This window comes from Ruminococcus sp. MSJ-25 (genome assembly GCF_018917825.1).
Taxonomy (GTDB): Bacteria; Bacillota; Clostridia; order Oscillospirales; family Ruminococcaceae; genus Hominimerdicola; species Hominimerdicola aceti.
In genome coordinates, this window is sequence record NZ_JAHLPI010000016.1 from 224,754 (window position 1) to 250,362 (window position 25,609).

The following is a 25,609-nucleotide window of genomic DNA, read 5'->3' on the forward strand; positions in this document are numbered from 1 at the left end:
ATATAGTTATGAAAAAGTATTCAAGAGTTCTTGCAGGCATACTTGCCGTACTTCTTTCCGCAGGCTGCACAGGTCTTTATGCAGCAGCTCAGTCAGACAGCTCTTCCGCTGCCGACAGCACTGCCTCAACAACAAAGAGCGAATCAGATAAAAAAGATACAAAAGATACAAAGAAAGCTGATAAGTCTGACAGCGATACTGAAAAGCAGGCTAAGGAAGAAACAGTTTATGTTATCACTGACGCTTCCGGCAACAAGACAAAAACAGTCGTTTCCAACTGGCTGAAAAACCCACAGGGCGTAAAGAAGCTGGAGGACGTTTCCGACCTGAAAGATATCGAGAATGTTAAAACAGACGAGGGCTTTACAGCCAATGGTGATAAGCTCACATGGGATACCGATGGCGGAGATATCTACTATAAAGGCTATACCGATAAGGCACTCCCGGTCGATGTAAAGGTAACATATACCCTTGACGGCAAGGAGATAAAGCCTGAGGATCTCGCAGGCAAGAGCGGTAAGCTTACAGTAAGATATGACTATACGAACAACGATAAGAAAACTGTCAAGATAAACGGCAAGAAAACAGATATCTATGTTCCATACCTTATGGCAACAACAGCTATCCTTGATACTAACGTTTATTCAAACGTTGAAGTAACAAATGGCAAGCTCATTTCAGACGGAAGCAGACAGATACTTATAGGCGTTGCAATGCCTGGCCTTACAAAGAGCCTTGATCTTCAGGATAACGAAGATATCGAGATACCGGAGTACGTTGAGTTCACAGCAGACGTAAAGGACTTCGAGTCAACGACCTCTCTCACAGTCGCAACATCTGACATCTTCTCAAAGCTTGACCTTAGCGATATCGGCGATGCTGACGATCTTCAGGATAAGCTTGATGAGCTTTCTGATGCTACAGACGAGCTTGTAGACGGCACAGCAGAGCTTTACGCAGGCATAAAGAAGCTGTCCGATTCCTCAGGAACACTTATCACAGGTATCGACAAGCTTTATTCAGGCTCTAAGTCACTTGACGATGGTGCAAAGACACTTAACAGCGGTGCAACAAAGCTTCGTGACGGTGCAAAGACCCTTGATTCTTCCACAGGCGAGCTTATGAGAGGTATCTCCACAGCTCATAGTGGTTCAACAGCCCTCCTCGGTGGTTTCGATCAGGTAAACAGTGGTATGTCAACCTTGAAGAACGGCTCATCATCACTTTCAAGCGGACTTTCACAGGTATCCTCAGGCGCACAGCAGGTAAATAACGGTGCTGCAAGCCTTGCCGCAGGCACAAATAAGCTTGTTACAGGCGTAGGCGACCTCCAGACAGGCTCTAAAAACCTTGCCGCAGGCACAAAGCAGACCTATGACGGTTCAACTGCACTGAAAAAAGGCGTTGCAACACTTAATGCAGGCGTTTCCACACTCTATGAAAAGGTGCAGTCACTCCCTGCAAGCGTTGAACTTCTTTCAAATGGCATAACAAAGGTAGATAACGCACTTACACAGTCTATCGCATACGACCAGCAGGTACTCGCAGGACTTGAGCAGCTTCTCGGCAATTACGAAGAAGGCTCAGCAGAGTACACGAGCATAAGCAATATGATAGCAGCCGTAAATGGCTCTATCCAGTATCAGCAGGGCGCCCAGAGCGGCCTTGGCGATGTTTCAACAGGTGTCGGCACAATGGCAACCGAGGGCAAACAGCTTGTTGACGGTGTAACTCAGATATACAATGGTCTTAACGATAAGAAGAAAGGTCTTGTCGCAGGCGTTGATAATTTGAATACAGGACTTAAAACAGTAAACGAGGGTGCTTCTGCACTTAAAACCGGTATCGGCACACTTGCTAAGTCCAGCAAGGAGCTTAACAGCGGTGCAGCTACACTCTCCGCAGGCACAAAGAACCTCTCCGCAGGCGTAAGCTCAGCACAGGCAGGCGCAAGCAAGCTTGATAAGGGTGTTGACAGCCTGAACTCAGGCGTATCAAAGCTTTCAAACGGTGCAAAAACTCTTGACAGCGGTCTTGGTCAGCTTGACAACGGCAGCAAGCAGCTAAAAGACGGTACTGCAACACTCTATTCATCACTTGTAGAGCTTGCACAGGGTACAACAACACTTTCAAGCGGCAGTGCAGAGCTGTTCAGCGGTATCGGTCAGCTCAAAGACGGCAGCTCACAGCTTTCATCTGGTGTTAAGAAGCTTGAAAGCGGTGCAAAGACCCTTAAAGACGGCATGGCTAAGTATAAGGACGAGGGCATCGGCAAGCTCCTTGACGTCTACAACAACGACCTCAAGGGACTTATCGACAGACTTGACGCTCTCAAGACAGCAGCCGAGGATTCAACAACATTCTCAGGCGCAGCCGATGGCGTTGAAAGCTCAGTTAAGTATATTTACGAAACTGCGGCTATTGAAAAAGCAGACGAGTAATTTTTACTTCCCACACATAGCAAAGACCCCCTTGGACAGAAATGTCCGAGGGGGTCTTTGTATTTATAAATGTATTATCTGTACAAAAAAACGGACGGAATCTCTCCGCCCGTTTTATATATCCTACTGTCTTAGATAAACGCCGTTTTCTTCGATGTAGTCCTCCATGTCCTGCTTGTATTCAAGATCAAGAGAATCTTTAGGAAGTGCTTTCAGTGCTTTCTGACCAATGTCTTTTCTGAAATGCTCTCCCTCGAACTTTATCTTGGAAACAGCCTCGTAAGACTTGTCCAGTGCGCCCTGAAGTGTGTAAGCATTGCAGGTAACACCCAGAACACGACCGCCGTTTGTGTAGAATTTGCCGTCCTCATACTTAGTGCCTGCGTGATAAATAAACGCTCCGTCTACCTGACCCTTGTCGTCCATACCGAACATCTCGATACCCTTTTTGTACTTAACAGGATATCCTCCGCTGGCCATAACAACACAAGTGCAGTAACCCGACTTCCAGCCGATCTTGACATCAGCCAGCCTGTGTTCATAAATAGCCTCAAATATCTCGCAAAGATCACCCTCCAGCATAGGAAGAACGACCTGCGTTTCAGGGTCGCCAAAACGGCAGTTGTATTCAATTACCTTTGGACCATTAGGGGTGAGCATAAGTCCGAAATACAAACAGCCCTCAAAAGTCCTGCCCTCAGCATTCATTGCATTTATAGTCGGCAGGAAGATCTTCTCCATGCACTCCTTGGCAATGTCCTCAGTGTAGTAAGGGTTAGGCGCAACAGTACCCATTCCGCCTGTGTTCAGACCCTTGTCGCCGTCCAACGCCCTCTTGTGATCCATTGAAGAGATCATAGGAACAACAGTCTTGCCGTCAGTGAATGAAAGCACAGAAACCTCAGGACCTGTGAGATATTCCTCCACAACGATAGTGGAGCTGCTCTCACCGAACTGCTTGTCGTCTATCATGGAGTGTATAGCCTCCACAGCCTCTTTCTCACTCTCCGCCAGAATAACGCCCTTGCCAAGTGCAAGTCCGTCAGCCTTTATAACAGCAGGGTATGTGTTCTGTTCCTTGACATATTTTATAGCGTCCTCACTGTTTGTGAACACCTCGTATTTGGCTGTAGGAATATTGTATTTCTTCATAAGATCCTTAGAAAAGACCTTTGAACCCTCGATTATAGCCGCATTTTTCTTAGGACCAAAGGTCTTGAAACCCTCAGCTTGCAAAGCGTCTACCATTCCAAGTACAAGCGGATCGTCAGGTGCAACAGCCACCATGTCTACTTTAAGCTTCTTTGCCAGAGCCACAACGCCCTCGATATCCGTTGCCGCAACATCAAAGCATTCTGCATAGCGTGAAATGCCACCGTTTCCGGGTGTGCAGTAAAGCTTTCCTACCTTAGGGGACTCCGCAAGCTTCATAACGATAGCGTGTTCACGTCCGCCTCCGCCAACAACTAATATGTCCATTTTCAGACCTCCTCAGTGTGTTTTTCCAATTATAACAATACCGCACACCTATGCTGTGCGGTATCGTCATTTATTTACTTCGTATATTATTACTTAAGCTCAAAGCTGTCAAGAACTGTCTTGAACTCGTCAGAAAGCTTGCTGTAAGCGTTCTCGCTTGCACCATATGTGATAACAACAAGGTTGCCGTTGTCAGAAGTGATTATCTGATTGAGCAGTACCTTCTGTGAGCCGATCTCGCCTGTTACGTCAACAATGTAAGCGTCCTTGCCTGCAAACTTATCTTCCTTGTCGTTTGTAACAGTGTAGCCGTCCATGGAATTATATGTTTGCTTGATCTGGTCAGCATAATCACTTGCTGTAAGACCATTGAGCAGATCGTTTGACATTGAGATAACGTTGATAGAAGCAGACTCAAGCTCAGCATCATCGCCTGCGTCAGCGTATGTGAACATTACGTCAACACCAGCAGACTCCTGCATTGCCCACTTCTTTGAGTCGATCTTGAAAGTATACAGATCGCTCGTGTAAACATTATCCTTATAAGTTCCCTTAGCCTCGTCACCGGTGCTTGTTGTGTCGTTAGCAGAAGTTGTTGTGTCAGCAGCTGACTCCTCAGGTGCAGCAGTTGTAGTTGTTGTGTCAGCCTTAGACTCGACAGCAGGTGCGGCTGTAGTTGTAGTAGTTGTTTTAGCCTCAACCTTTGACTCACTGCTTGAATCGCTTGACTCTGAGCAGCCTGTAACTGCAAATACCATTGACAGTGCCATGAGTGATGCAAGTAACTTTTTCATAATAAATTTCTCCTTTTCTTCTTGACCTTTATTGTTTTGCATTAATGCGCAGAAATTAGTGATGGAATAATCTTATTCCGGTGAATGCCATTGCCATGTTGTACTTGTTGCAAGTCATGATAACATGATCGTCCCTGATAGATCCGCCTGGCTCGGCAATGTAAGCCACACCGCTCTTTTTAGCTCTCTCGATGTTGTCGCCGAATGGGAAGAAAGCGTCAGAACCAAGGCAAACGTCTGTGTTCTTTGCAAGCCACTCCTTCTTCTCAGCCTCAGTGAGCACCTCAGGCTTTACCTTGAATGTGTTCTGCCATACGCCCTCAGCCAGTACATCATCATGCTCGTCAGAAATGTAAACGTCGATAGCGTTATCTCTGTCAGGACGTCTTATGTTGTCAACGAACTGAAGTCCCAGAACCTTTGGGTGCTGTCTGAGCCACCAGATGTCAGCCTTGTTTCCTGCAAGTCTTGTGCAGTGTATTCTTGACTGCTGACCTGCACCGATACCGATAGCCTGACCGTCCTTTACATAGCAAACGCTGTTAGACTGTGTGTATTTAAGTGTGATAAGTGAGATAACAAGATCAGTTTTCTTGTCCTCAGGGATCTCCTTGTTGTCTGTCACGATATTTGTGAGCATATCGTTGTCTATTTTCAGCTCGTTTCGACCCTGTTCAAAAGTTACGCCGAAAACCTGCTTTCTCTCGATAGGTGCAGGAACATAGTTTTCATCTATCTTGATGATGTTGTATGTACCCTTTCTCTTTGACTTGAGTATCTCAAGAGCCTCGTCAGTGTAGCCCGGTGCAATGATACCGTCAGAAACCTCTCTCTGGATCATCTTTGCAGTGCAAGCGTCGCACTCGTCAGAAAGTGCGATAAAATCGCCGTATGATGACATTCTGTCAGCACCTCTTGCTCTCGCATAAGCGCTTGCAAGGGGAGTTAGCTCACCCAGATCGTCAACAAAATATATCTTCTTTTCGACCTCGCTCAAAGGCTTGCCGATAGCAGCGCCCGCAGGTGAAACGTGCTTGAAAGAAGTTGCCGCACACATACCTGTTGCCTTTTTAAGCTCTCTTACCAGCTGCCAGCCGTTGAATGCGTCAAGCAGATTGATGTAACCGGGCTTGCCGTTGAGTACCTCGATAGGGAGATCCTTGCCATCCTCCATAAATACTCTTGACGGCTTCTGATTAGGGTTGCAGCCGTATTTCAAAAGCATTTCATTTGCCATAATTTTTACCTCCGTTATTTTTTATGAATAGTCCCTTTACGTCAGTCCATTGCAAATAATGCCACTCCTGCCATTACCGCCACAATAAGCACCGCAATAAATGACATATAGAAAAGCAGTATCAGCCTGCCTTTGCCTTTCTCTTTTACGTCCCACTTTTTTGACGGAATAGTAGGTCTTGTAACGCCCAGTATTATCGGTACAATGAGCATATATCCCAGTGTAAAGAGAATAAGGTTTATGCTTGGCGTTTCGTCTTGATTTTTCATAAGCATAAAAACAGGTATCACAAGTTCAGCGTGGGCGACCGACATAAATATACGCCATATCCTCCGCTGCTTTAGCTTTCTGTCCCTTACGCTGTTGAGTGCCTCCTCCGAGGCTTTTCTTTTAAGGAACTCCTCCTGCCTCAGCCTTACCTCTTCAAGCTTTGCCTCGTCAACTATCTTGACAGTTCTCGTGCCGTCATCAATGTAGTTCTGAGTGCCGCAGTAAGGGCAGTAGACGATCTTTTTATCCTCCTCAATGGTTATCTCGCCGCCGCAGTGTTTGCATTTAAGTGCGATAAGCTCCAAATTACTTTCCCCCCGACTATTTCAAATACTTCAAGTAAATTTTACCCACAGCGAAGAAAATCACCGTGAACGTTATGTAAAACAGTACCGCAGTCTTTATTCTGCTCAGCCCTCCTGCGTTTCTCGGCTTGACCACCGCCAAAAGTATCGGAAAGCCTATCCAAACGCATATTGCCGCAATTATGGCGAATACCGACTGATACATAACAGCACCGCTGAACAGCAGTGTAAAAACAACGTGCAAAACAATGGAAAGAATTATCCAACCCTGTCTTTGTGATGCAGACTTGTATCTGCCCCTGTCCTCTTCGTTTTGGAGCTTTCTGTCAAAGTCTGAGACCTCTTTGTTGAGCTTTATTTCTCTGAGCCTTGCCTCGTCGATAACGTTGATTATCCTGTTGCCGTCATCAAGAAGTATCTGTGAGCCGCAATATTTGCAAAACGTCCGCTTTTGTCCCTCGTGGACCTCAAGCTCACCGTTGCATTTGGGACATCTTAGAGCAACTAACTCCATTTTTCAAACTCCCTGTCTATGATCCTTTGCTTACTTGCTGTATTTGTTTACTATCTTAGAAACAGCCTTGCCGCTTGCGATATCAATGTATCTTACAAACAGCGATACCTTGTTGTCCTCGTTGAGTGCGTCCCACAGCTTTGCGGTAAACTCTTCGATATCGTTAGGTATCTCCACCTTCTTAGGCTCGCCCTCAAAGCTTGGCAGAGGATTGCCGTCACCCATGTAAGTGTGGATAAAATGACCCACACCGTCAAGAGGGTTTGTGTATGTGTAAGTAAATCTCTCGCAGCAGTCAGGATTGCCGTCAGCGGACTTGAGTATGCTCATAGCATAATTATATGCGCCGTTCTCAACGTGGATGATACCTGAAATACGAGGAGTGTAGTTTGGAGCGTCGTCCTCATACTCTCTCGTCCTCAGTGACTGCTCAAAAGTCTGCTGCTTGTCCATAAGCTCGTAAATAGTGTCCGTCTGATCGCCGTTTGTAACGATAGTCTTGTTTCCAAGCACACGAACAGGGGAGTATATAATAAGGTGTGGGTCAGAAAGCTTGCTAGGGTCAGCAGCTTCTGTCTTGATGCCGTCCTCAGTTTCCGTGAAAACTCTGTTTCTGGAATTAACACTTCTGCCCATGATAAAATAGGCCGTTACCGCACTCTTTCCGTCAGCAGACTTGCCTATAACTATTCCTCTGCCCGGATATGAGTTGCTTTTAAGCTCGTCATAAATATTAAGGGTCTTCATATCTTGTCCTCCATAATTTTTCTCAGTCTTTAAGGTCAACGTAAGCCTTGCCGTCCTTAATGCTTATTCTGTCCTCGCAGAACAGCGAAACCGCCTTAGGCAAAAGCTTCCATTCAACGTTTTCCATTATCTTCTTCTGTAAGCTTTCAGGCGTCTCGTCATTTGCAACATCTACAGCGCCCTGCAAAATTATCGCACCAGCGTCAGCCTTTTCGTTTACAAAATGTATAGTCGCACCCGATACCTTTACACCGTATTCAAGAGCCTTTTCATGAACTCTAAGTCCGTAAAAACCCTCGCCGCAGAATGACGGTATCAGTGCAGGGTGAACATTTATTATCCTGTAAGGATAAGCCTTTGTAACGCATTCGTCAAGAATGACCATAAATCCAGCCAGCACGATAAGGTCAGCACCTTGTCTGTTAAGCTCAGCCAGAATAGCCTCGCTGTAACTCTTGCTGTCAGCATATTCCTTTCTCGGAATAACGACAGTGCCGATACCTGCATTTTTCGCCCTCTCCAGAGCATAAGCACCCTCCTTGGAGGATATAACGCAGGTTATCTTGCCATTTTTTATAATGCCGCTTTTTTCAGCGTCAATAAGCGCCTGTAAGTTTGTTCCGCCACCCGAAACAAGAACGCATATCTTCTTCATATCTCTTTACCCTTAGCAGATGATAACGCCCATGTCAGAGTCAACAAGCTCGCCCAGAACGTAAGCTTCTTCGCCTGCTGCCTTGATAGCTTCGATAGCCTTGTCAGCGTCAGCCTTGTCAACAACAACTGTCATACCAACGCCCATGTTGAATGTGTTGAACATATCTCTCTCAGGAATGTTTCCTGTCTTTGCGATAACGTCGAAAATAGGAAGCACCTGAACGTCGCTTCTTGCTATCTTAACAGAAAGACCGCTTGGAAGTGAACGTGGAATGTTCTCATAGAATCCGCCGCCTGTGATGTGAGATATAGCCTTTACCTTAACAGAGTCAAGCAGGCTCATAACAGCCTTTACATATATCTTTGTAGGTGTGAGAAGTGTCTCGCCAAGTGTCTTGCCAAGCTCGTCATAGTGAACAGAAAGAGTCTTTTCGTCAACGCTGAATACCTTTCTTACCAGTGAGAAGCCGTTTGAGTGTACGCCGCTTGACTTGATAGCTATCATAACGTCCCCGGCCTTCTGAGTGCTTGGGTCAAGTATCTTGTCCTTGTCAACAACGCCAACAGAGAAGCCTGCAAGGTCATATTCGTCTACAGGATAGAAACCAGGCATCTCAGCCGTTTCGCCACCGATAAGCGCACAGCCTGACTGTACACAGCCCTCAGCAACACCTGAAACTATCTGAGCTATCTTCTCAGGATAGTTCTTGCCAACAGCGATGTAGTCAAGGAAAAACTGTGGCTTTGCACCGCAGCAGATAATGTCGTTTACGCACATTGCCACGCAGTCGATACCAACTGTGTCATGCTTGTCCATAAGAAAAGCTATCTTGAGCTTTGTGCCAACGCCGTCTGTGCCTGAAACGAGAACAGGCTTTGTGATACCTGTCATGTCAAGCTCAAACAGACCGCCGAAGCCGCCGATGCCGCTGAGAACACCGCTCGTCATGGTCCTTGCAACGTGCTGCTTCATAAGCTCAACTGCCTTGTAGCCAGCCGTTACGTCAACGCCTGCTTCCTTGTAGCTGTTTGAAAAACTGTTTGTATTCATGATAAAATATCCTTTCAGTTATTTACTTCTTTTCCGATATCTTCGATTCAAATTTGTCCTTAGGCATATCCTTAGGAACTTCAATAGGGTATTTTTCTGTAAAGCATCCTACGCAGAAATCACACTTTGAATTTCCTGCAAGCTTTTTAACGCTTTCAACACTGAGATATCCCAAGCTGTCTGCACCGATATATTCGCATATTTCTTCATTGGTCATCTTGCAGGCGATAAGATTTTCCTTGCTGTCTATATCCGTTCCGAAATAGCATGGTGCAATGAATGCAGGGGAGGAGATACGAACGTGAACTTCCTTTGCACCTGCGTCCCTCAGCAGCTTGACGATACGTCCCGAAGTCGTTCCTCTGACGATACTGTCGTCTATCATAACGACCCTCTTGCCCTTAACAGTGCTTGAAATAGCGTTGAGCTTTATCTTGACGGAGTTCGTCCTCTCTGTCTGGCTAGGCTGAATGAACGTCCTGCCTATGTATCTGTTCTTGATAAATCCAATGCCGTATGGTATGCCGCTTTCCTGAGAAAATCCCAGTGCAGCGTCAAGTCCCGAGTCAGGCACGCCTATGACGATATCAGCGTCAACAGGGTGTTCTCTCCAAAGATATTTTCCTGCCCTGAGCCTTGCCATGTGAACGCTCGACCCCTCGATAACAGAATCAGGTCTGGCAAAATATACATATTCAAATACGCATATAGTACCCTTTTTACCACAGTGAGTCGTGATAGAGTTCACACCGTTTTTGTCAATAACTATCATTTCACCTGGTTTAAGATCTCTTATGTATTCAGCGCCGATGCTGTCAAAAGCACAGGTCTCCGACGCTACCACATAGCCGTCGTCTATCTTTCCGAGGCAAAGGGGTCTGAAGCCGTCAGGATCTCTCGCCGCAATAAGCTTTGTCGGCGACATAACGAGCAGCGAATACGCACCCTTTATCCTGTACATAGCCTTTTCAAGCGCCGCCTGTATAGACGGTGCTCTAAGACGTTCCTCGGTTATAGCGTATGATATGACCTCAGTATCATTTGTGCTGTGGAATATCATGCCCTTGTTTTCATATTGCTCTCTAAGTTCTCTTGCGTTAGTAAGATTTCCGTTGTGAGCGATAGCCATAGGACCCTTTATGTGACGAACAACAAGCGGCTGAGCGTTTGAAGCATTGCAGTTGCCTGTAGTCGAATATCTCACATGACCTATAGCAATGTTGCCCTTGCCGAGCCGTTCGAGAGTTTCTTTGTCAAAAACCTGATTGACAAGACCCACGTCCTTGTGATAGCTGAACACGCCGTCGTCGTTTACAACGATACCGCAGCTTTCCTGACCTCTGTGCTGTAATGCGTAAAGAGATACATAAGTCTGAGCCGCAACATCGCTTGTCTTGTTAGTATAAATGCCGAAAACGCCGCATTCTTCATGGATACCTGTTACCAATTAAATCATTCCCTTCCGTTCCAGCAGTAGGTGCAAAGCTCACAGCTTGGCAGACCCACAGCCTTTACAGTGCCTTCAAGCGACTGGAATTCAACAGAGGTAAGCTTAAGTCTCCTGCATATCTCGTCCCTGAGAAGCTTGCCACGCTCAGTGCTTGAATCGCTGTATTCTTCAATGTATTTAACTCCCTCGATACCCTCGTTCTCATCAATGATCTGTCTTGCGATAAGTTCAAGTTCCGAGGTGCTGCGTGAAAAGTTTAGATACTTGCAGCCATACATGATAGGAGGACAGGCTGATCTCATGTGGACTTCCTTTGCACCGTTCTCATAAAGAAACTCAACAGTTTCCCTCATTTGAGTTCCTCTGACGATACTGTCGTCAACGAACAGAAGCTTCTTGCCCTCGATAAGTTCGTGAACAGGTATAAGCTTCATCTTCGCAACTCTGTTTCTCATAGACTGGCTTGTTGGCATAAAGCTTCTAGGCCATGTAGGAGTGTACTTGATGAACGGTCTTGCAAAAGGTATGCCGCTTTTGTTTGCATATCCTATAGCGTGAGGAACACCCGAATCAGGTATTCCGCAAACGAAATCAACGTCAGGGAGTCTGCCGTTTTTCATATCGTTCTCCGCCATTATCTCGCCGTTGCGTGTTCGCATAAGTTCCACGTTCACGCCCTCATAGCAAGCGGTAGGGTAGCCGTAATAAGTCCAAAGGAAAGTGCAGATCTTTTTCTTGTCTGTACCCTCGCTGAGGATATTGTAGCCGTCCTTGGTTATCTCAGTTATCTCTCCCGCCTTTAGTTCGTGACAGGTGGAGTATCCAAGCTTCTGATATGCAAATGATTCAAAAGAAAAGCAATATCCGTCAGAACGCTGTCCTATTATAATAGGAAGCCGTCCGTCCTTATCTCTGGCAACGATCATCGACTTGTCTGTCATTATTGCAAGTGACATCGTGCCTTCTATCTTGTCCTGTGCGTATCTTATGCCGTCAACAAAGCTGTCCTTCTGTGCGATCAGCGCACCGATAAGCCCTGCGGAATTGATAGCGCCGCTGCTCATTGTCTCAAAGTTTGCGCAGCCCTTTTCAAGCAGTTCGTCAGCCAGTTTAGCGGCATTTTGTATTACACCGATAGAGCACACTGCGTAAAGTCCTAACTTCGAGCGTACCATTATCGGCTGAGGATCTGTGTCGCTTATGCAGCCGATACAGATGTTTCCTCTCATTTTGTCAACGTCTTTTTCAAATTTAGTACGAAATGGTGAGTTTTCAATGCTGTGAATATTTCTCTGAAAGCCAAGTTCAGGGGAGAATGAAGTCATTCCGCCCCGCCTTGTGCCTAAGTGTGAATGATAGTCGGTCCCGAAGAAAACGTCCTGAATACAGTCATTAGCTGAAACAGCTCCGAAAAAACCGCCCATAAAAATTATTCTCCCATTACTCTCTTTATCATCTCATGGTAAGCCTCTTCAACGCCGCCCATGTCTCTTCTGAATCTGTCCTTGTCGAGCTTCTCATGTGTCTTAGAATCCCAGAAACGGCAAGTATCAGGTGAGATCTCGTCAGCAAGAAGTATCTTTCCGTGGAATCTGCCGAACTCGATCTTGAAGTCGATAAGGTCAATGCCGATGTTCTTGAAGAAGCCAAGCATGAACTCATTTACCTTGAAAGCATACTTTGTGATATCCTCAATCTCTTCCTCAGTAGCAAGACCAAGACCAAGAGCATAATACTTGTTGATGAATGGGTCGCCAAGCTCGTCGCACTTGTAGCTGAACTCAAGTGTAGGCTGCTTGAGCTTTGTGCCTTCCTCGATACCGAGCTTCTTTGAGAAGCTTCCTGCTGCAACGTTTCTTACGATAACTTCCAGCGGAACGATCTCGACCTTCTTAACGATAGTCTCTCTGTCAGAGATCTCCTCAACAAGATGAGTAGGGATACCCTCTTTTTCAAGAAGCTTGAACATATAGTTTGTCATTTTGTTATTGATAGCACCCTTGCCAACGATAGTGCCTTTCTTCTCGCCGTTGAAAGCAGTAGCGTCGTCCTTGTAATCAACGATAACAAGATCAGGGTCGTTTGTAGCGAATACTTTCTTAGCCTTGCCCTCATAGAGCTGTTCTGTCTTTACAATGTTTTCCATAGATTTATTCCTCCATAAAATTATTTACATTATTTATATGATACACCGAAAACATATCCACTGCTGTTTTAATATGTAGGGGCGAACATCGTTCGCCCGCCGACAGCAGAACTTCCCCGATATATCAAATATAACATACAGCCGAGCTATATGTCTGTATCAAAAAATCAAAGTGCAGCAAGCTTGTCCTGTAAAGCCTTGTCCTTAGCCACAACGCCGTCTATCATATCCTGCTTAGCCTTTTCAAGCTTCTCAGCCAGACCCTCGTCAGAAAGAGCAAGCATCTGAATAGCAAGTATAGCAGCGTTCTTAGCGCCGTCAACTGCGACAGTGGCAACAGGGATACCACTAGGCATCTGAACGGTAGCAAGCAGAGCGTCCATGCCGTCGAAGTTAGCACCCTTGCAAGGGATACCGATAACAGGAAGCGTTGTGTGACCTGCAATAACTCCCGCAAGATGAGCCGCCATTCCGGCAGCGCAGATTATAACTCCGAAGCCGTTTTCCTTAGCCTTGTCAGCAAAATCGCTTGCAAGCGCAGGCGTTCTGTGAGCAGACATAACGTGACATTCGTAAGGAACACCATAAGCTTTAAGTTCAGCAACAGCCTTGCTGACAACAGGAAAATCGCTGTCAGAACCCATTATTACCGCAACTTTTTTCATAAATTTATACCTCCAAGTAAAACAAAAAATTACAAATAAAAAACTGCAACAATGGCGTTGCAGTTTTAGTCAGTGCATAATTAGATTGTTAGAGTGCAAAAAATCAAGGCAGGACGCAATTATACTTAAAGACCTACCCATAAAAGAATATGTAATTGATGAAAAACAGCACATTTCAGTCATACATCTCTCCTGAATACATACAAAAAATACTGCACAATATTACCAGACAGTAAAGCGGAGCAAAACTGTCTGCGAAAGCTTTTTTTACTGATTTTCTCCATAACAGCATACAAAGCCTTACAATAATATTGTACAATATTTATAGATAAATTTCAACACATATTTATATAAAATTTATATCAATTAATCTTTGATTTATTGTGAAATTTGTCTACATTAACTTTTTGTTCAGAAAATACTTGTATCAGTGATCTGACCGTTTGACAAGCTGTTGACGAGATCATGCATTTCCTCTTTGGAGCGAATACAGTGTGCCGAGTCGATTATCTGCTGTCTTTGAAGCGGATCCAGCTTAGCGAAGTAAGCATATGCCGCAGGCACCTGAGCAAGAGCCATAGACAGCCCCAGCGGCAATTCCTGCCCGTGAGCAAAAGAGTTGTTTTTCATTTTTATCACCTCCGCATATATTATTTCCCGGGCAATAAAAATAATAAACCCTTACGATCTTATATGTGATACTGCACAATTTATCACATCGTAATTTGTGCAAACAAATGATTTATCTTTTAATTTGGCAACATTTCTGCAATTGTTGCATTTTTTATGCAACAAAAGTGGTGATTTTCGGGATAAGTATAAGGATATTATCCCAAATCGAATATCCTGCAAGGTAGCAGTGTATGAGGAAACATTTTGTCAACGTGAGTTAGGTGAACACGATGAGAGGTTCTGATCGCACAGAAAAGCACTTCCTGCACCTTGTTTGAAGCTTGAAAATTGAATAAAAAACGACTGAAACACGACCCCCCACGTCAACAAATCTGTAGGGGACGGCGCCCTCGACGTCCCGCCACCTCAACGTTTCGCATTGCATTATTGTTTATCCCACAAACCATGACAACCACACAACGCATGGTAGGGGCGAACAGCGTTCGCCCGTTTCGTTCCCCCACTCAACTTAGTGAAAAATCCAAACATCGCAACTCCCTCGAAACGGGCTGTCGTATTTCTGTGAGCTTGCGAACAGAAATTTCGCCAAGCCCCTACAGATATTCGGGATAGTTTATCTTGCCACAGAATCGCTTCGCTGGGTCTTTCCTTACTTCATTGGAATATTATTCTTTTCCAAATCAGTTGACAATCTTTTGTTAATATGATATAATTATTTTGTTAATTTTTTGTCGATTTATCAGTTAATCTGAGGTGTATTAATAAATGGATAATCTTTCTAATATAAGTGTGATAAAAGATGTTCTCGCAAGACACAATTTCACTTTCTCCAAGGCTCTCGGTCAGAATTTCTTAGTGAATCCCTCTGTTTGCCCCAAGATAGCCGAAATGGGCAATGCAAAAAAAGGCTTCGGCATAATCGAGATAGGCACAGGCATAGGCGTTCTCACAAACGAGCTTGCCAAGCGTGCCGACAAGGTGGTGGCTATCGAAATTGACGACAGGCTTATGCCGGTCCTTGCAGAAACTCTTGCAGAATATGACAATGTGAAGATAATAAACGCCGACGTCATGGAAACTGACCTCCATAAGCTTATTGCCGAGGAATTTCAGGGCATGGACGTTGCCGTTTGTGCAAATCTACCTTACTATATAACCTCGCCCATATTGATGATGCTCCTTGAAGAACGTCTGCCCATAAAGTCTGTTACCGTCATGGTGCAGAAGGAAGCAGGCACACGTCTTTGTGCCACTATGGGTACAAGAGATATGGGAGCAGTCACAGTGGCAATAAATTATTTTTCTGTACCGAAACTGCTTTTCAACGTATCACGAGGAAGCTTCATGCCCTCGCCTAATGTTGACAGCTGCGTGGTGCGATTCGATATACGTGATAAGACCCCCGAGGGCGTGACGGACGAAAAGTTCTTTTTTAAAGTCGCTAGGGGTGCATTTTCACAGCGAAGAAAGACCCTCTCAAATTCCGTATCATCATCAATGGGCATAGATAAATCCATAGTGAATCAGGCGATAGAGCAAAGCGACCTGCCTGCCTCCGTCCGTCCTGAAGCGCTTTCCATGGAACAATTCATAACCTTTTCCGAAGCCCTTAGAAAGCTTATCTAATTGTACATATTTTCGTACAACTAAACCCTGCATTTACATCTGCTTGCGTTATCCGCACATTAAATGTAGGGGAGCGGCTCAATTTCTGCAAGCAGAAATGCGACGTCCCGTTCTTCGGATATCTCAAATTAATTATTACGCAAACATTGATTGTGTTTTTTCAAAAGATGTATGGGAGTGGCTTTGAGATCTGTCCGTAAATTTGGTCAGTATTTCAATTTCAAGCCCATATTGCGACACCTTTCGCTTGATAGTCCTGCTAAAATGTAATTATTACATTTTGGAAACATAGGACGTGATAAGCAATGGAAAAAATACGGCATACGGCAAAATTTCATACCTCAGGCAAAACGAATGTACTTATGGCTGTTTTATCGGCGGCAGCAGCGTTTACAGCAAGCTTCGGAAAGATCTTAGGCTTCCCCTCGTCAATGAACGTGGCGGTGGCAGTGCTTTCGGGAACTAATGTGATACCTGCTTTTTTAGGCTCTGCACTTGCATATTTTGTAAGCGGAACATTCTCAGAGGGTATCGTTCAGCTTTGTGCGATACTTGTTATAGGGGCGGTAAGGCTTGTGATGCCCTCTGCCGACCATAAGGACGACCCCGTTTTTGTGTCGCTCCTCACAACAGGAGCAATGCTTCTTTTCAGCTGTGTAATGTCGGTGGCAATGCCGTCGGATACATATACGGCTTCACTGCGAATGATAAGCTCGCTCATGTGTGGCTGTGTTGTTTTTATTGCACTGACTGTAAAACGTCAAAGAAATCGAAGCGGTGTTTTTGACCTCACAGGAATAAACGGAGTTTTCACAGCTATACTTTATATTATGTTTATCTCGACCATCACTGCCGCACCGCTCCATGTGGTGAATCTTGGCAGGATAGCAGGCACTTTGTTTATGCTTATGGCAGTGCGAAAGTATAGAAATATAGGCGGTGCAGTTGTTGGTGCATTGACCACCTGCGGTGTACTCCTTTGTACTCCGTCACTTGCGAGAAATACACTTTTGCTTGCCACGTCAGGACTTATCTGCGGAGCTTTTCTGCAATTCGGCTCTCTTGTGATAGTGCTTGTTTTCCTTGCGGTTTCACTTGTGAGCCTTGTGGCAATGGGCGTGAACGGTGATACATTTTCAATGTTTGCTGATTTGCTTATAGGCTCTGTGCTTTTTATCGCCCTGCCTGTTCCTGTGATAAAAAGGGTGGCAAAAAAAGTGGTGGGAGTGAAAAATTCCGTTGACCTTGTAGGGCAGACCACTTCTTCAAAGCTCAATATGGCTTCGAGAACTCTGGGCGGTATCAGAGGTCAGCTTACAATGGTCACTGCGGCGATAGATAAACGCTCAAAGGAAGCTACTCTGTCAAAGCGTGTACGATCTGTTGTTTGTACCGATTGCGATATGTACTCAGTGTGCAGTAAGCGTTGTGTACAGCTTGATGACAGCTTTTCAAAGCTTGAAAGCATAGTTTGTACATATAATAACCTCAGCCTTGACGACGTTGAAAAGCATTTGGGCGGCTGTGTGAGGAAGTCGCTTCTTTGCAAAAGCTTCAATGAATTGTATACCGACTTTGTGGCAGAACGTGCCGACAGCATGAGAGTTCGTGAAATGCGTGAGTTTTTAAGCGAACAGCTTTCCTCCATGGAGGATATCTTATCCGATCTTTCTTTCAGGGCAGGTCAGGTGAGAAGCGTTGATCCTCAGCTTTCAGCAAGAGTAAGAGAGCATTTCTCAAACCTTGGCTATCCAAATGTGAAAGCCTGCGTTTACATAGACGAAAACCTTTGTCAGCGTGTGGACGTTTTCATTACGGCACAGTTCAGGGGCGACCTTGTAAGGCTCACAGCAACGCTTTCAGAAATGATAGATTATGACCTTGATATGCCTGTGATAGTCAAGGTGGATAATATAACCAGAATGTCCTTTGCGGAAATACCGAAATTCACAGTTGATATAAAAAGCTTTTCAGCTTCGTCAAGCGGAGAATATTCGGGGGACAGCTTTGAAGTCTTCGATTCAAGCGTCAACGAAAAGTATATCGTCCTTTCAGACGGCATGGGAACAGGAAAAAGAGCAAGACTGGATTCTTTGTTTTCTGTAAGTCTTGTTACAAGGCTCATACGATCGGGAATGTCTATGCAGACAGCCCATAGGCTTATAAATTCCATGCTGAGAGTTAAGGGCTGGGAGGAATCTTTTGCGACCCTTGATATAATGCGGCTGGAGCTTAATGGCGGAACGGTGCAGTTTCTGAAATCGGGTGCGGCGCAAAGCTTTCTTTTCCGTGACGGCGGTCTTAAAGCTATCGGCGGACAGGCTTTTCCTGCTGGGATACTTGCGGAGTGTACTCCTGATGTGAGCGAGCTTAAGCTCTTTGACGGGGACATTCTGCTTATGACCTCAGACGGTGTCGAGGACGCTACAGCACGAGAGATACTCCGCTGTAACGGAATGAACGCTCAGGAGATAGTCACGGCGCTTGGCGCAAAGGCGCTTGCTCAGCGAACAGGAGGCAGGCGTGACGATATAACTATTATTGCCGCAAAAATTTTCCTTCGTGACGAGAATGAAAAATGAATGTAAATGACTTGGCCGACTTTTGCCTGTGATTTTTACTTTTGTATACTTTGACTTTACTTTTTCTATGTTATTATATAAAATCTATTGTGCAAAATATATAAAATCGTCTGTTGAAATATGTGCGAATACGAGAATAACTACTAAAACTATTGCAAATTTGTTCAAAAAAGATTAAAATATAAATATGAAACACCGAAATTATTCAGCGGTTTTCACAAAAAGACGAGGGAGGCTGAATTATGATAGATATTATTCCAAAGGATTATGAACTGCCGCTCTATCTTTTCCACAATGGCACAAACTGCGAAACATATAAGTTTCTTGGCTGCCATAAAGGAGAGAAAGACGGCGTAGAAGGATATTATTTCAGAGTCTGGGCAGCACACGCTGAGGGCATTTCTGTTGTGGGAGATTTCAATGACTGGGACGAAAATGCCACTCCAATGGAGAAGATAGACGACTCAGAGGTGTGGGAGGCTTTTGTTACAGGGCTTAAGACTTATGATACATATAAATACTGTATCCACGGCTGTGACGGCAAGACCCATTATAAGGCTGATCCGTACGGCACACACATGGAGGTCGCTCCGAACACCGGCTCAAAGGTTTTCGATATAGACGATTATCTTTGGAGCGATAAAAAGTGGATGACCGAGAAGAAGTCTAAGGATATCTACAATTGTCCTATGAATATCTATGAGGTACATCTCAATTCATGGAAGGCTTGTCCTGACGGAAAATATTTCTCATATGTTAGATTTGCAGATACTATAATCCCTTATATAAAGGAAATGGGCTATACTCATATCGAGCTTATGCCGTTGGCGGAATATCCTTTTGACGGCTCTTGGGGCTATCAGGGTATCGGCTATTTTGCGCCGACTTCACGTTTCGGAACGCCTTATGACTTCATGAAAATGATAGACCTTTTCCATTTGGCGGGAATAGGCGTTATCCTAGATTGGGTGCCTGCGCATTTTCCTAGAGATGAAGCAGGACTGTTCGAGTTTGACGGAGGTCCGTCATATGAATACTCTGACCCGAAAAAGGCAGATCACCTCACTTGGGGAACGAGAGTTTTCGATTATTCAAAGGGCGAGGTAAAGTCATTCCTTATCTCAAACGCTCTTTACTGGATAGAAAAATATCACGTTGACGGTCTGAGAGTTGACGCTGTTGCGTCTATGCTTTATCTTGACTATGACAGACGTGACGGAGAGTGGACGCCTAACAAGTTCGGCGGAAAGGAAAATCTTGAAGCTGTTCAGTTCTTCAAGGATCTCAATACCGCTGTGTTCGGAAGAAACCCTAATACCCTTATGATAGCCGAAGAGTCAACTTCATGGCCTATGGTAACAAAGCCTGCAAGCGACGGCGGTCTTGGCTTCAACTTCAAGTGGAACATGGGCTGGATGAACGATATGCTCAAATATATGGCTCTTGACCCTATTGACAGAGCTTTTCATCATGATATGCTCACGTTCTCATTCTTCTATGCTTTCTCTGAAAACTTTATTCTGCCTATCTCTCATGACGAGGTGGTGCATGGTAAGGCTTCATTGGTAAATAAAATGTATGGTGGAGATATCGACAATAAGTTCAGGCAGTGCAAGCTGTTCATGGCTTATATGATGGCTCACCCGGGTAAGAAACTTCTGTTCATGGGTGCTGATTTTGCTCAGTTCAGAGAGTGGGATTACGAGAATGGTCTGGAATGGTTCATGGTGGACGAATATGAGAACCACCGCAATTATCTGAACTACTCCAAGAACCTCAATCACTTCTATCTTGACCACCCTCAGTTCTGGGAGAGAGATTTCTCTTGGGAGGGCTTTAGCTGGATATCAAATGACGATTTCAAGCAGAGTATCATCATCTTCAGACGTTTTGACAAAAACGGCGGAGAGGTCATCGTTGTGTGCAACTTTGTTCCTGTGGAAAGAAAGTCATACTGCTTTGGCGTTCCTTACTGGGGCTGCTATACAGAGGTGTTCAACTCGTCTTCTGTTGACGGATCCCCTTGCACGAACGGCACTGTAAAGGCTGTTGATGAGAAGATGCACGGCTTTGATCAGTCTGTTTGTATCGACATTCCTGCGTTCTCCTGTATGTATTTCACGGTGAAGAAAGAGGAAAGACCTGTGCCTGAGAAAAAGGCAGAGAATAAGAAAAAGACAAAGACGGCGGCTAAGAAAACTGCTGTCAAGAAAGCCGCTAAGGCGAAAACAACTAAGAAGTCCACAGCTAAAAAGGCTGAGTAATATAGACTTAATAAAAATTGGTGGGTGAATTAATTATGTTCAACAAAAAAGAATGTGTTGCAATGCTGCTGGCAGGCGGTCAGGGAAGCAGATTGTATGCCCTGACACAGAGCGTTGCAAAACCGGCAGTACCTTTCGGTGCTAAGTATCGTATCATTGATTTCCCTCTCTCGAACTGTATCAATTCAGGTATCGACACAGTGGGCGTGCTGACGCAGTATCAGCCATTGGTACTCAATGAGTACATTGGAAACGGTCAGCCTTGGGATCTTGACAGAATACACGGAGGCGTTCATGTGCTTCCTCCTTATCAGACAGCTTCAGGCGCTGACTGGTATTCGGGTACTGCAAACGCTATTTATCAGAATATCGCTTTTGTAGACAGATATGACCCTGAGTATGTTGTTGTTCTTTCAGGCGACCATATCTACAAAATGGATTACAACAAGATGCTGGAATATCACAAGGCTAAGAACGCTGACGCTACTATCGCTGTTCTGGATGTTCCAAAGGAAGAGGCTTCACGTTTCGGTATCATGATAACCGACGAGGACGACAACATCATCGACTTCGAGGAGAAGCCAAAGAATCCTCGTTCAACTCTTGCTTCAATGGGTATCTACATATTCACTTGGAAGAAGCTGAAAGCTTATCTTATCGCCAATGAGAACGACAAGGAAGCTTCAAAGGACTTCGGCAAGAACATTATTCCTGACATGAGAGAAGCAGGCGAGAAGCTTGTGGCTTATCGTTTTGACGGCTACTGGAAGGACGTTGGAACTATCGACTCTCTTTGGGAAGCAAATATGGACCTTATCAATCCTAACATTCCTATCGATCTTTATGACACAAGCTGGAAGATATACTCAAGAAACCCTGTTATGCCACCTCAGAGCATAGGAAAGAACGCTCAGGTACAGAACTCTATGGTAACAGAGGGCTGCGTTATCGACGGCTCTGTAGAGTTCTCAATGATCTCTGACGGCGTTACTGTTGAGGAGGGCGCTGAGATACTGGATTCTATCCTTATGCCTGGCGCAGTTGTCAAGAAGGGTGCAAAGGTCGAGTATGCTATCGTTGGCGAGAACACTGTTATCGGTGAGAACGCTCAGATCGGTGCAAGACCTGAAACTATCGAGGACAAGGACTCATGGGGCGTTGCTGTAGTGGGCAATAACCTGACCGTTTCTGACGGCAGTGTTGTTGCACCAAAGGCAATAATTTACGAGAATATCTAAGAAAGGACCGAGTAAACATGGATGTAAATATGGGTAACGTACTGGGTCTTGTTTTCGCTAATATGCACGACACGACTCTTGGCGACATGACAAAGAACAGAACTATGGGTTCTGTAATGTTCGGCGGAAGATACCGCCTTATCGACTTCCCACTGTCTAACATGGTAAACAGCGGCATAAGCGAGGTCGGTGTTATAACAAAATCTAACTATCAGTCACTTCTGGATCACCTCGGCTCTGCAAGAGAGTGGGATCTGGCAAGAAAAAAGGGCGGACTTTACATTCTGCCTCCATTCGGCAACGTTGAAAGCACTCTTTACAGAGGCAGGATCGAGGCTCTTTATGGTGCGATGAGCTTTATCAAGCACTCAAGAGCTAAATATGTTATCCTTTCAGACTGCGACGTTGTTACAAACATTGACTACAAGCCTATCGTTGCGGCTCATATAGAGAGCGGTGCTGATATTACTGCTGTTGCACACACTGGCGTTTACAGCTCTGAGGATATCAAGACCTCAACTGTATTCAACGTTGACGCTGACAAGAACGTAACCTCTGTTCTTATCAATCCTGACATCAGCGGAACTTGCACAACGAGCCTTAATGTGTTCGTTATGTCAATGGATTTCCTTATTGAAACTGTTAATGACGCAATGGCTAGAGGAAATGTAAGCTTTGAGAGAAATATTCTTCAGGAGAAGTGCAGAGAGCTTAAGATAAAGATCTACGAGTACGATAACTATTTCAGCAAGCTCAACAGCCCTGAAAGCTACTTTAAGTCAAACATGGCTCTGCTTGAACCTGAGAATGCACGCAAGCTGTTCGTTCCAAAGCGTTCTATCTACACAAAGGTAAGCGACAATGCTCCTGTTAAGTACGATCTGGACAGCAAGGTATCAAACTCTCTTATTGCTGACGGCTGTATCATAGAGGGCGAGGTAGAGAACTCTGTACTGTTCAGAGGCGTTAAGGTAGGCAAGGGTGCAAAGGTCAAGAACTGTATCCTTATGCAGGGCACTGTTGTTGGTGACAATGCTGAGCTTAACTATCTTATCACAGACAAGAACGTTTCTATCTGTGAAAACCATATCCTTACAAGCTCGCCACAGTATCCTATGTATGTAGGAAAGGGAGCTTCTGTATAAAAAGGTCGCAATGACTTAGGAAAGAGGGTTCGGATATGAACATACTTTATACTGCAAGTGAGGCTTTGCCTTTTATTGCTTCAGGTGGATTGGCTGATGTTGCAGGCTCACTGCCTGCGGCTATCAATGCCGAGGGTCACGATTGCAGAGTCGTGATACCTTATTACAGCTCTATCAGGCAGGAGCTTAAGGACAAGCTGACATATGTTACGAATTTCACTGTGCCGGTGGCATGGAGAAATCAATACTGCGGCGTTTTTACAGGCGTTGTGAACGGAGTGACTTATTATCTTTTGGATAATGAGTATTACTTCCAGAGAAACGGTCTGTATGGCTTTTATGATGATGCTGAGAGATTTATATTCTTCTCAAGGGCAGTTCTCGAGCTGCTAAGATACATCGACTTTAAGCCAAATGTTATAAACGCCAATGACTGGCAGACGGCACTTGTTCCTGTTTACTATGATATTTTCTACCGCTATCAGCAGGGTTATGAGGATATCAAGACGGTATTTACCATACACAATATTCAGTATCAGGGACAATATGGCTTAGAACTTATCAACGATATTATGGGCATTCCGCTTTATCATACGGATCTGCTTTCATATGACGGCGATGTGAACTTTATGAAGGCTGCTATTGAAACGGCTGACAAGGTGACGACAGTTTCGCCAAGCTATGCTTGGGAGATACTTGATCCATGGTATTCACATGGCCTTGACAGGGAGCTTGTGAACAAGCAATACAAGCTTTGCGGAATACTCAACGGAATAGATCAGAAGATCTATGATCCTGCAACTGATCCTGTTATTGCTAAGAATTATAGTTTAAATGACAAGACGGGCAAGGCTGTTTGCAAGCACGCTTTGCTCAGCGAGCTTGGCATGGCACATGGAAAAGAGCCTGTTATCGGTATCGTAACGAGATTTGTTTCACACAAGGGTCTTGACCTTATCAAGTATGTGTTTGAGGACATCATCAGGCTTGGCTGCAAGTTTGCTATTCTTGGTTCGGGCGAGAAGATATACGAGGACTTTTTCAGCGAAATGCATTATCGTTATCCTGACAGAGTGGGTCTGACCATTGGTTTTGTGCCTGAGCTGTCCAAGAAGATATACGCTGGTGCGGATATGTTCCTTATGCCGTCGCAGAGCGAGCCTTGCGGTTTGGCTCAGATGATCGCTCTGAGATATGGTACTATACCTATCGTAAGAGAGACAGGCGGTTTGAGAGACAGTATCCATGACGCAGGCGACAAGAGTGGAAACGGCTTTACTTTCAAGTCTTACAACGCACATGATATGCTTGACGCTGTTGTTAGAGCCAGGGCATACTATGATGACAAGATGAAGTGGGGCAGGCTTGTGAACACTGCGCTCAAGCAGGATTTCAGTTGGACAAAGTCCGCCAAGGATTACATTGCACTTTACAACGACATTCACTAAACACCAATATCCGTTTATTTTGCCTGATAAACGGGAAAGACCGTCCCTTATCTTAGGGGCGGTCTTTTTGCATTTATATAAGAGTACGATCAATTGTACATTTATTTAGGAATTTGTCAACAAACTGAAAGCGGACAGGTATGTGCCTGTCCGCTTTGGTTTAATGCTGTTTTGTTCGCATTGCTTTCGCTTTTTCTTTCATTTTCTGACCCAAATAAGAGCCTATTTCCAACATTGCGGTGTATTTGTCGATACACACGATAACGTAAGATTCAGCGTATTTAGGGAATTTTAGGGTCAGCGGCCACATATGCTTGACTATCATATCCTCCTCACGCTTGCCTATCTCAAAATGCTGTTTCGCATTGTTGAGTGCGACCTTTGGGTGGGTCATTCCGTGAGGCATTTCGCCTTTTTTCTTCTCACGATCCCGCCAATCATAAAGAAACAGATCGTGAAGCAGACCTGCTCTTGCTGCGGATCTTGAATTTAGTCCCAATTTTCTGCAAACGAGATAGTTATAGTAGGATACATTGATGCAATGCTGATAGCAAGTCGTACTATAGTGATGACGAAAATTTTTCATTTCGTTTACAACATCGCTGTCAAGCAGGTCCTTTACAAACTCAAAATACTCCTTTGCTTCCTCGGAATTTTCAATGGAATATCTTGAACCGAAAGCCTTTGACATTTGCATGACCTCTTTTCGATAACTTATATGCAGGCGGCAATTTTGCTGCCCTTTTTACGGTTGGTGACTAATGTTTACCCCATAAGTTACCCCATTCAAGTTTGTTTTACCAAACTTACATTAACATTATAAACTTTTTTGTTCAAAATGTCAATAGGGAATGTATAACAATTTTATTACAAAAATATCGGGCTGTCTGTGTTAGCATGGCAGTCCGATAAAAAAA

The 25,609-nt window shown here is 44.7% G+C and carries 21 protein-coding genes; 7 read left to right on the forward strand and 14 right to left on the reverse strand.

What is annotated here, in order from left to right:
• Positions 1–8 precede the first annotated feature (8 nt).
• Positions 9–2,441, forward strand: a complete 2,433-nt coding sequence (locus KQH97_RS06975; protein WP_216553618.1) for a hypothetical protein — start codon at positions 9–11, stop codon at positions 2,439–2,441.
• A 123-nt stretch (positions 2,442–2,564) separates the two neighbouring features.
• Here the strand turns inward: KQH97_RS06975 and purD are convergent, their stop codons facing one another.
• From purD to KQH97_RS07040, 13 genes are all read right to left on the reverse strand, one after another.
• Complete coding sequence (gene purD / locus KQH97_RS06980) at positions 2,565–3,920, reverse strand: phosphoribosylamine--glycine ligase (RefSeq protein WP_117863237.1); 1,356 nt, start codon at positions 3,918–3,920, stop codon at positions 2,565–2,567.
• Positions 3,921–4,009: 89 nt separating this feature from the next.
• On the reverse strand, positions 4,010–4,714 hold the full coding sequence (locus KQH97_RS06985) for a PsbP-related protein (RefSeq protein ID WP_181983439.1): 705 nt from the start codon (positions 4,712–4,714) through the stop codon (positions 4,010–4,012).
• A 55-nt stretch (positions 4,715–4,769) separates the two neighbouring features.
• Positions 4,770–5,951 (reverse strand): phosphoribosylaminoimidazolecarboxamide formyltransferase, encoded by a 1,182-nt coding sequence (locus tag KQH97_RS06990; protein WP_118059680.1) that lies wholly within the window; start codon positions 5,949–5,951, stop codon positions 4,770–4,772.
• A gap of 41 nt (positions 5,952–5,992) precedes the next feature.
• On the reverse strand, positions 5,993–6,526 hold the full coding sequence (locus KQH97_RS06995) for a hypothetical protein (protein ID WP_117876437.1): 534 nt from the start codon (positions 6,524–6,526) through the stop codon (positions 5,993–5,995).
• Between the two features lie 16 nt (positions 6,527–6,542).
• Positions 6,543–7,040, reverse strand: coding sequence for a hypothetical protein (locus tag KQH97_RS07000; RefSeq protein ID WP_117876438.1), 498 nt, complete (start codon positions 7,038–7,040; stop codon positions 6,543–6,545).
• A 30-nt stretch (positions 7,041–7,070) separates the two neighbouring features.
• Complete coding sequence (locus KQH97_RS07005; protein ID WP_216553619.1) at positions 7,071–7,787, reverse strand: IMP cyclohydrolase; 717 nt, start codon at positions 7,785–7,787, stop codon at positions 7,071–7,073.
• Between the two features lie 22 nt (positions 7,788–7,809).
• A complete protein-coding gene (purN, locus tag KQH97_RS07010) occupies positions 7,810–8,442 on the reverse strand; it encodes a phosphoribosylglycinamide formyltransferase (protein ID WP_118123564.1) in 633 nt (210 codons plus the stop codon).
• Positions 8,443–8,454: 12 nt separating this feature from the next.
• Positions 8,455–9,495, reverse strand: coding sequence for a phosphoribosylformylglycinamidine cyclo-ligase (gene purM / locus KQH97_RS07015; protein WP_022287349.1), 1,041 nt, complete (start codon positions 9,493–9,495; stop codon positions 8,455–8,457).
• Positions 9,496–9,517: 22 nt separating this feature from the next.
• A complete protein-coding gene (purF, locus tag KQH97_RS07020) occupies positions 9,518–10,942 on the reverse strand; it encodes an amidophosphoribosyltransferase (protein ID WP_022287348.1) in 1,425 nt (474 codons plus the stop codon).
• A 5-nt stretch (positions 10,943–10,947) separates the two neighbouring features.
• Positions 10,948–12,369, reverse strand: coding sequence for an amidophosphoribosyltransferase (locus KQH97_RS07025; RefSeq protein ID WP_041337198.1), 1,422 nt, complete (start codon positions 12,367–12,369; stop codon positions 10,948–10,950).
• Between the two features lie 5 nt (positions 12,370–12,374).
• The gene (purC, locus tag KQH97_RS07030; protein ID WP_022287346.1) at positions 12,375–13,091 is read right to left on the reverse strand and encodes a phosphoribosylaminoimidazolesuccinocarboxamide synthase; all 717 of its coding nucleotides are present in this window, start codon (positions 13,089–13,091) and stop codon (positions 12,375–12,377) included.
• Positions 13,092–13,258: 167 nt separating this feature from the next.
• Positions 13,259–13,756 carry a 5-(carboxyamino)imidazole ribonucleotide mutase gene (gene purE / locus KQH97_RS07035; RefSeq protein WP_041337200.1) on the reverse strand — a complete coding sequence of 166 codons (498 nt, stop codon included), beginning with the start codon at positions 13,754–13,756 and terminating at the stop codon, positions 13,259–13,261.
• 411 nt (positions 13,757–14,167) lie between these two features.
• A complete protein-coding gene (locus tag KQH97_RS07040) occupies positions 14,168–14,386 on the reverse strand; it encodes a YdeI/OmpD-associated family protein (protein WP_243128156.1) in 219 nt (72 codons plus the stop codon).
• 768 nt (positions 14,387–15,154) lie between these two features.
• Here KQH97_RS07040 and rsmA point away from each other — a divergent pair.
• The 6 genes from rsmA to KQH97_RS07070 all read left to right on the forward strand — a co-directional run bounded on the left by rsmA (position 15,155) and on the right by KQH97_RS07070 (position 24,692).
• Positions 15,155–16,015, forward strand: coding sequence for a 16S rRNA (adenine(1518)-N(6)/adenine(1519)-N(6))-dimethyltransferase RsmA (rsmA, locus tag KQH97_RS07045; protein ID WP_216553620.1), 861 nt, complete (start codon positions 15,155–15,157; stop codon positions 16,013–16,015).
• A gap of 305 nt (positions 16,016–16,320) precedes the next feature.
• Positions 16,321–18,597: a SpoIIE family protein phosphatase gene (locus KQH97_RS07050; protein WP_216553621.1), complete on the forward strand. Its 2,277-nt coding sequence runs from the start codon at positions 16,321–16,323 to the stop codon at positions 18,595–18,597.
• A gap of 242 nt (positions 18,598–18,839) precedes the next feature.
• A complete protein-coding gene (gene glgB / locus KQH97_RS07055) occupies positions 18,840–20,861 on the forward strand; it encodes a 1,4-alpha-glucan branching protein GlgB (protein WP_216553622.1) in 2,022 nt (673 codons plus the stop codon).
• Between the two features lie 35 nt (positions 20,862–20,896).
• Positions 20,897–22,099, forward strand: a complete 1,203-nt coding sequence (locus KQH97_RS07060; protein WP_022287953.1) for a glucose-1-phosphate adenylyltransferase — start codon at positions 20,897–20,899, stop codon at positions 22,097–22,099.
• A 17-nt stretch (positions 22,100–22,116) separates the two neighbouring features.
• The gene (gene glgD, locus KQH97_RS07065) at positions 22,117–23,244 is read left to right on the forward strand and encodes a glucose-1-phosphate adenylyltransferase subunit GlgD (protein WP_117876447.1); all 1,128 of its coding nucleotides are present in this window, start codon (positions 22,117–22,119) and stop codon (positions 23,242–23,244) included.
• A 35-nt stretch (positions 23,245–23,279) separates the two neighbouring features.
• Positions 23,280–24,692, forward strand: a complete 1,413-nt coding sequence (locus tag KQH97_RS07070) for a glycogen synthase (protein ID WP_117927006.1) — start codon at positions 23,280–23,282, stop codon at positions 24,690–24,692.
• 160 nt (positions 24,693–24,852) lie between these two features.
• Here KQH97_RS07070 and KQH97_RS07075 read toward each other — a convergent pair whose 3' ends face one another.
• Complete coding sequence (locus tag KQH97_RS07075) at positions 24,853–25,383, reverse strand: HDIG domain-containing metalloprotein (protein WP_022287950.1); 531 nt, start codon at positions 25,381–25,383, stop codon at positions 24,853–24,855.
• Between the last annotated feature and the right edge of the window lie 226 nt (positions 25,384–25,609).

Coding starts and splice junctions, on each gene's coding strand:
- KQH97_RS06975 (WP_216553618.1), top strand. CDS start 9: ATGAAAAAGTATTCAAGAGTTCTTGCAGGCATACTTGCCGTACTTCTT.
- purD (WP_117863237.1), bottom strand. CDS start 3,920: ATGGACATATTAGTTGTTGGCGGAGGCGGACGTGAACACGCTATCGTT.
- KQH97_RS06985 (WP_181983439.1), bottom strand. CDS start 4,714: ATGAAAAAGTTACTTGCATCACTCATGGCACTGTCAATGGTATTTGCA.
- KQH97_RS06990 (WP_118059680.1), bottom strand. CDS start 5,951: ATGGCAAATGAAATGCTTTTGAAATACGGCTGCAACCCTAATCAGAAG.
- KQH97_RS07000 (WP_117876438.1), bottom strand. CDS start 7,040: ATGGAGTTAGTTGCTCTAAGATGTCCCAAATGCAACGGTGAGCTTGAG.
- KQH97_RS07005 (WP_216553619.1), bottom strand. CDS start 7,787: ATGAAGACCCTTAATATTTATGACGAGCTTAAAAGCAACTCATATCCG.
- purN (WP_118123564.1), bottom strand. CDS start 8,442: ATGAAGAAGATATGCGTTCTTGTTTCGGGTGGCGGAACAAACTTACAG.
- purM (WP_022287349.1), bottom strand. CDS start 9,495: ATGAATACAAACAGTTTTTCAAACAGCTACAAGGAAGCAGGCGTTGAC.
- KQH97_RS07025 (WP_041337198.1), bottom strand. CDS start 12,369: ATGGGCGGTTTTTTCGGAGCTGTTTCAGCTAATGACTGTATTCAGGAC.
- purC (WP_022287346.1), bottom strand. CDS start 13,091: ATGGAAAACATTGTAAAGACAGAACAGCTCTATGAGGGCAAGGCTAAG.
- purE (WP_041337200.1), bottom strand. CDS start 13,756: ATGAAAAAAGTTGCGGTAATAATGGGTTCTGACAGCGATTTTCCTGTT.
- KQH97_RS07040 (WP_243128156.1), bottom strand. CDS start 14,386: ATGAAAAACAACTCTTTTGCTCACGGGCAGGAATTGCCGCTGGGGCTG.
- rsmA (WP_216553620.1), top strand. CDS start 15,155: ATGGATAATCTTTCTAATATAAGTGTGATAAAAGATGTTCTCGCAAGA.
- KQH97_RS07050 (WP_216553621.1), top strand. CDS start 16,321: ATGGAAAAAATACGGCATACGGCAAAATTTCATACCTCAGGCAAAACG.
- glgB (WP_216553622.1), top strand. CDS start 18,840: ATGATAGATATTATTCCAAAGGATTATGAACTGCCGCTCTATCTTTTC.
- KQH97_RS07060 (WP_022287953.1), top strand. CDS start 20,897: ATGTTCAACAAAAAAGAATGTGTTGCAATGCTGCTGGCAGGCGGTCAG.
- glgD (WP_117876447.1), top strand. CDS start 22,117: ATGGATGTAAATATGGGTAACGTACTGGGTCTTGTTTTCGCTAATATG.
- KQH97_RS07070 (WP_117927006.1), top strand. CDS start 23,280: ATGAACATACTTTATACTGCAAGTGAGGCTTTGCCTTTTATTGCTTCA.
- KQH97_RS07075 (WP_022287950.1), bottom strand. CDS start 25,383: ATGTCAAAGGCTTTCGGTTCAAGATATTCCATTGAAAATTCCGAGGAA.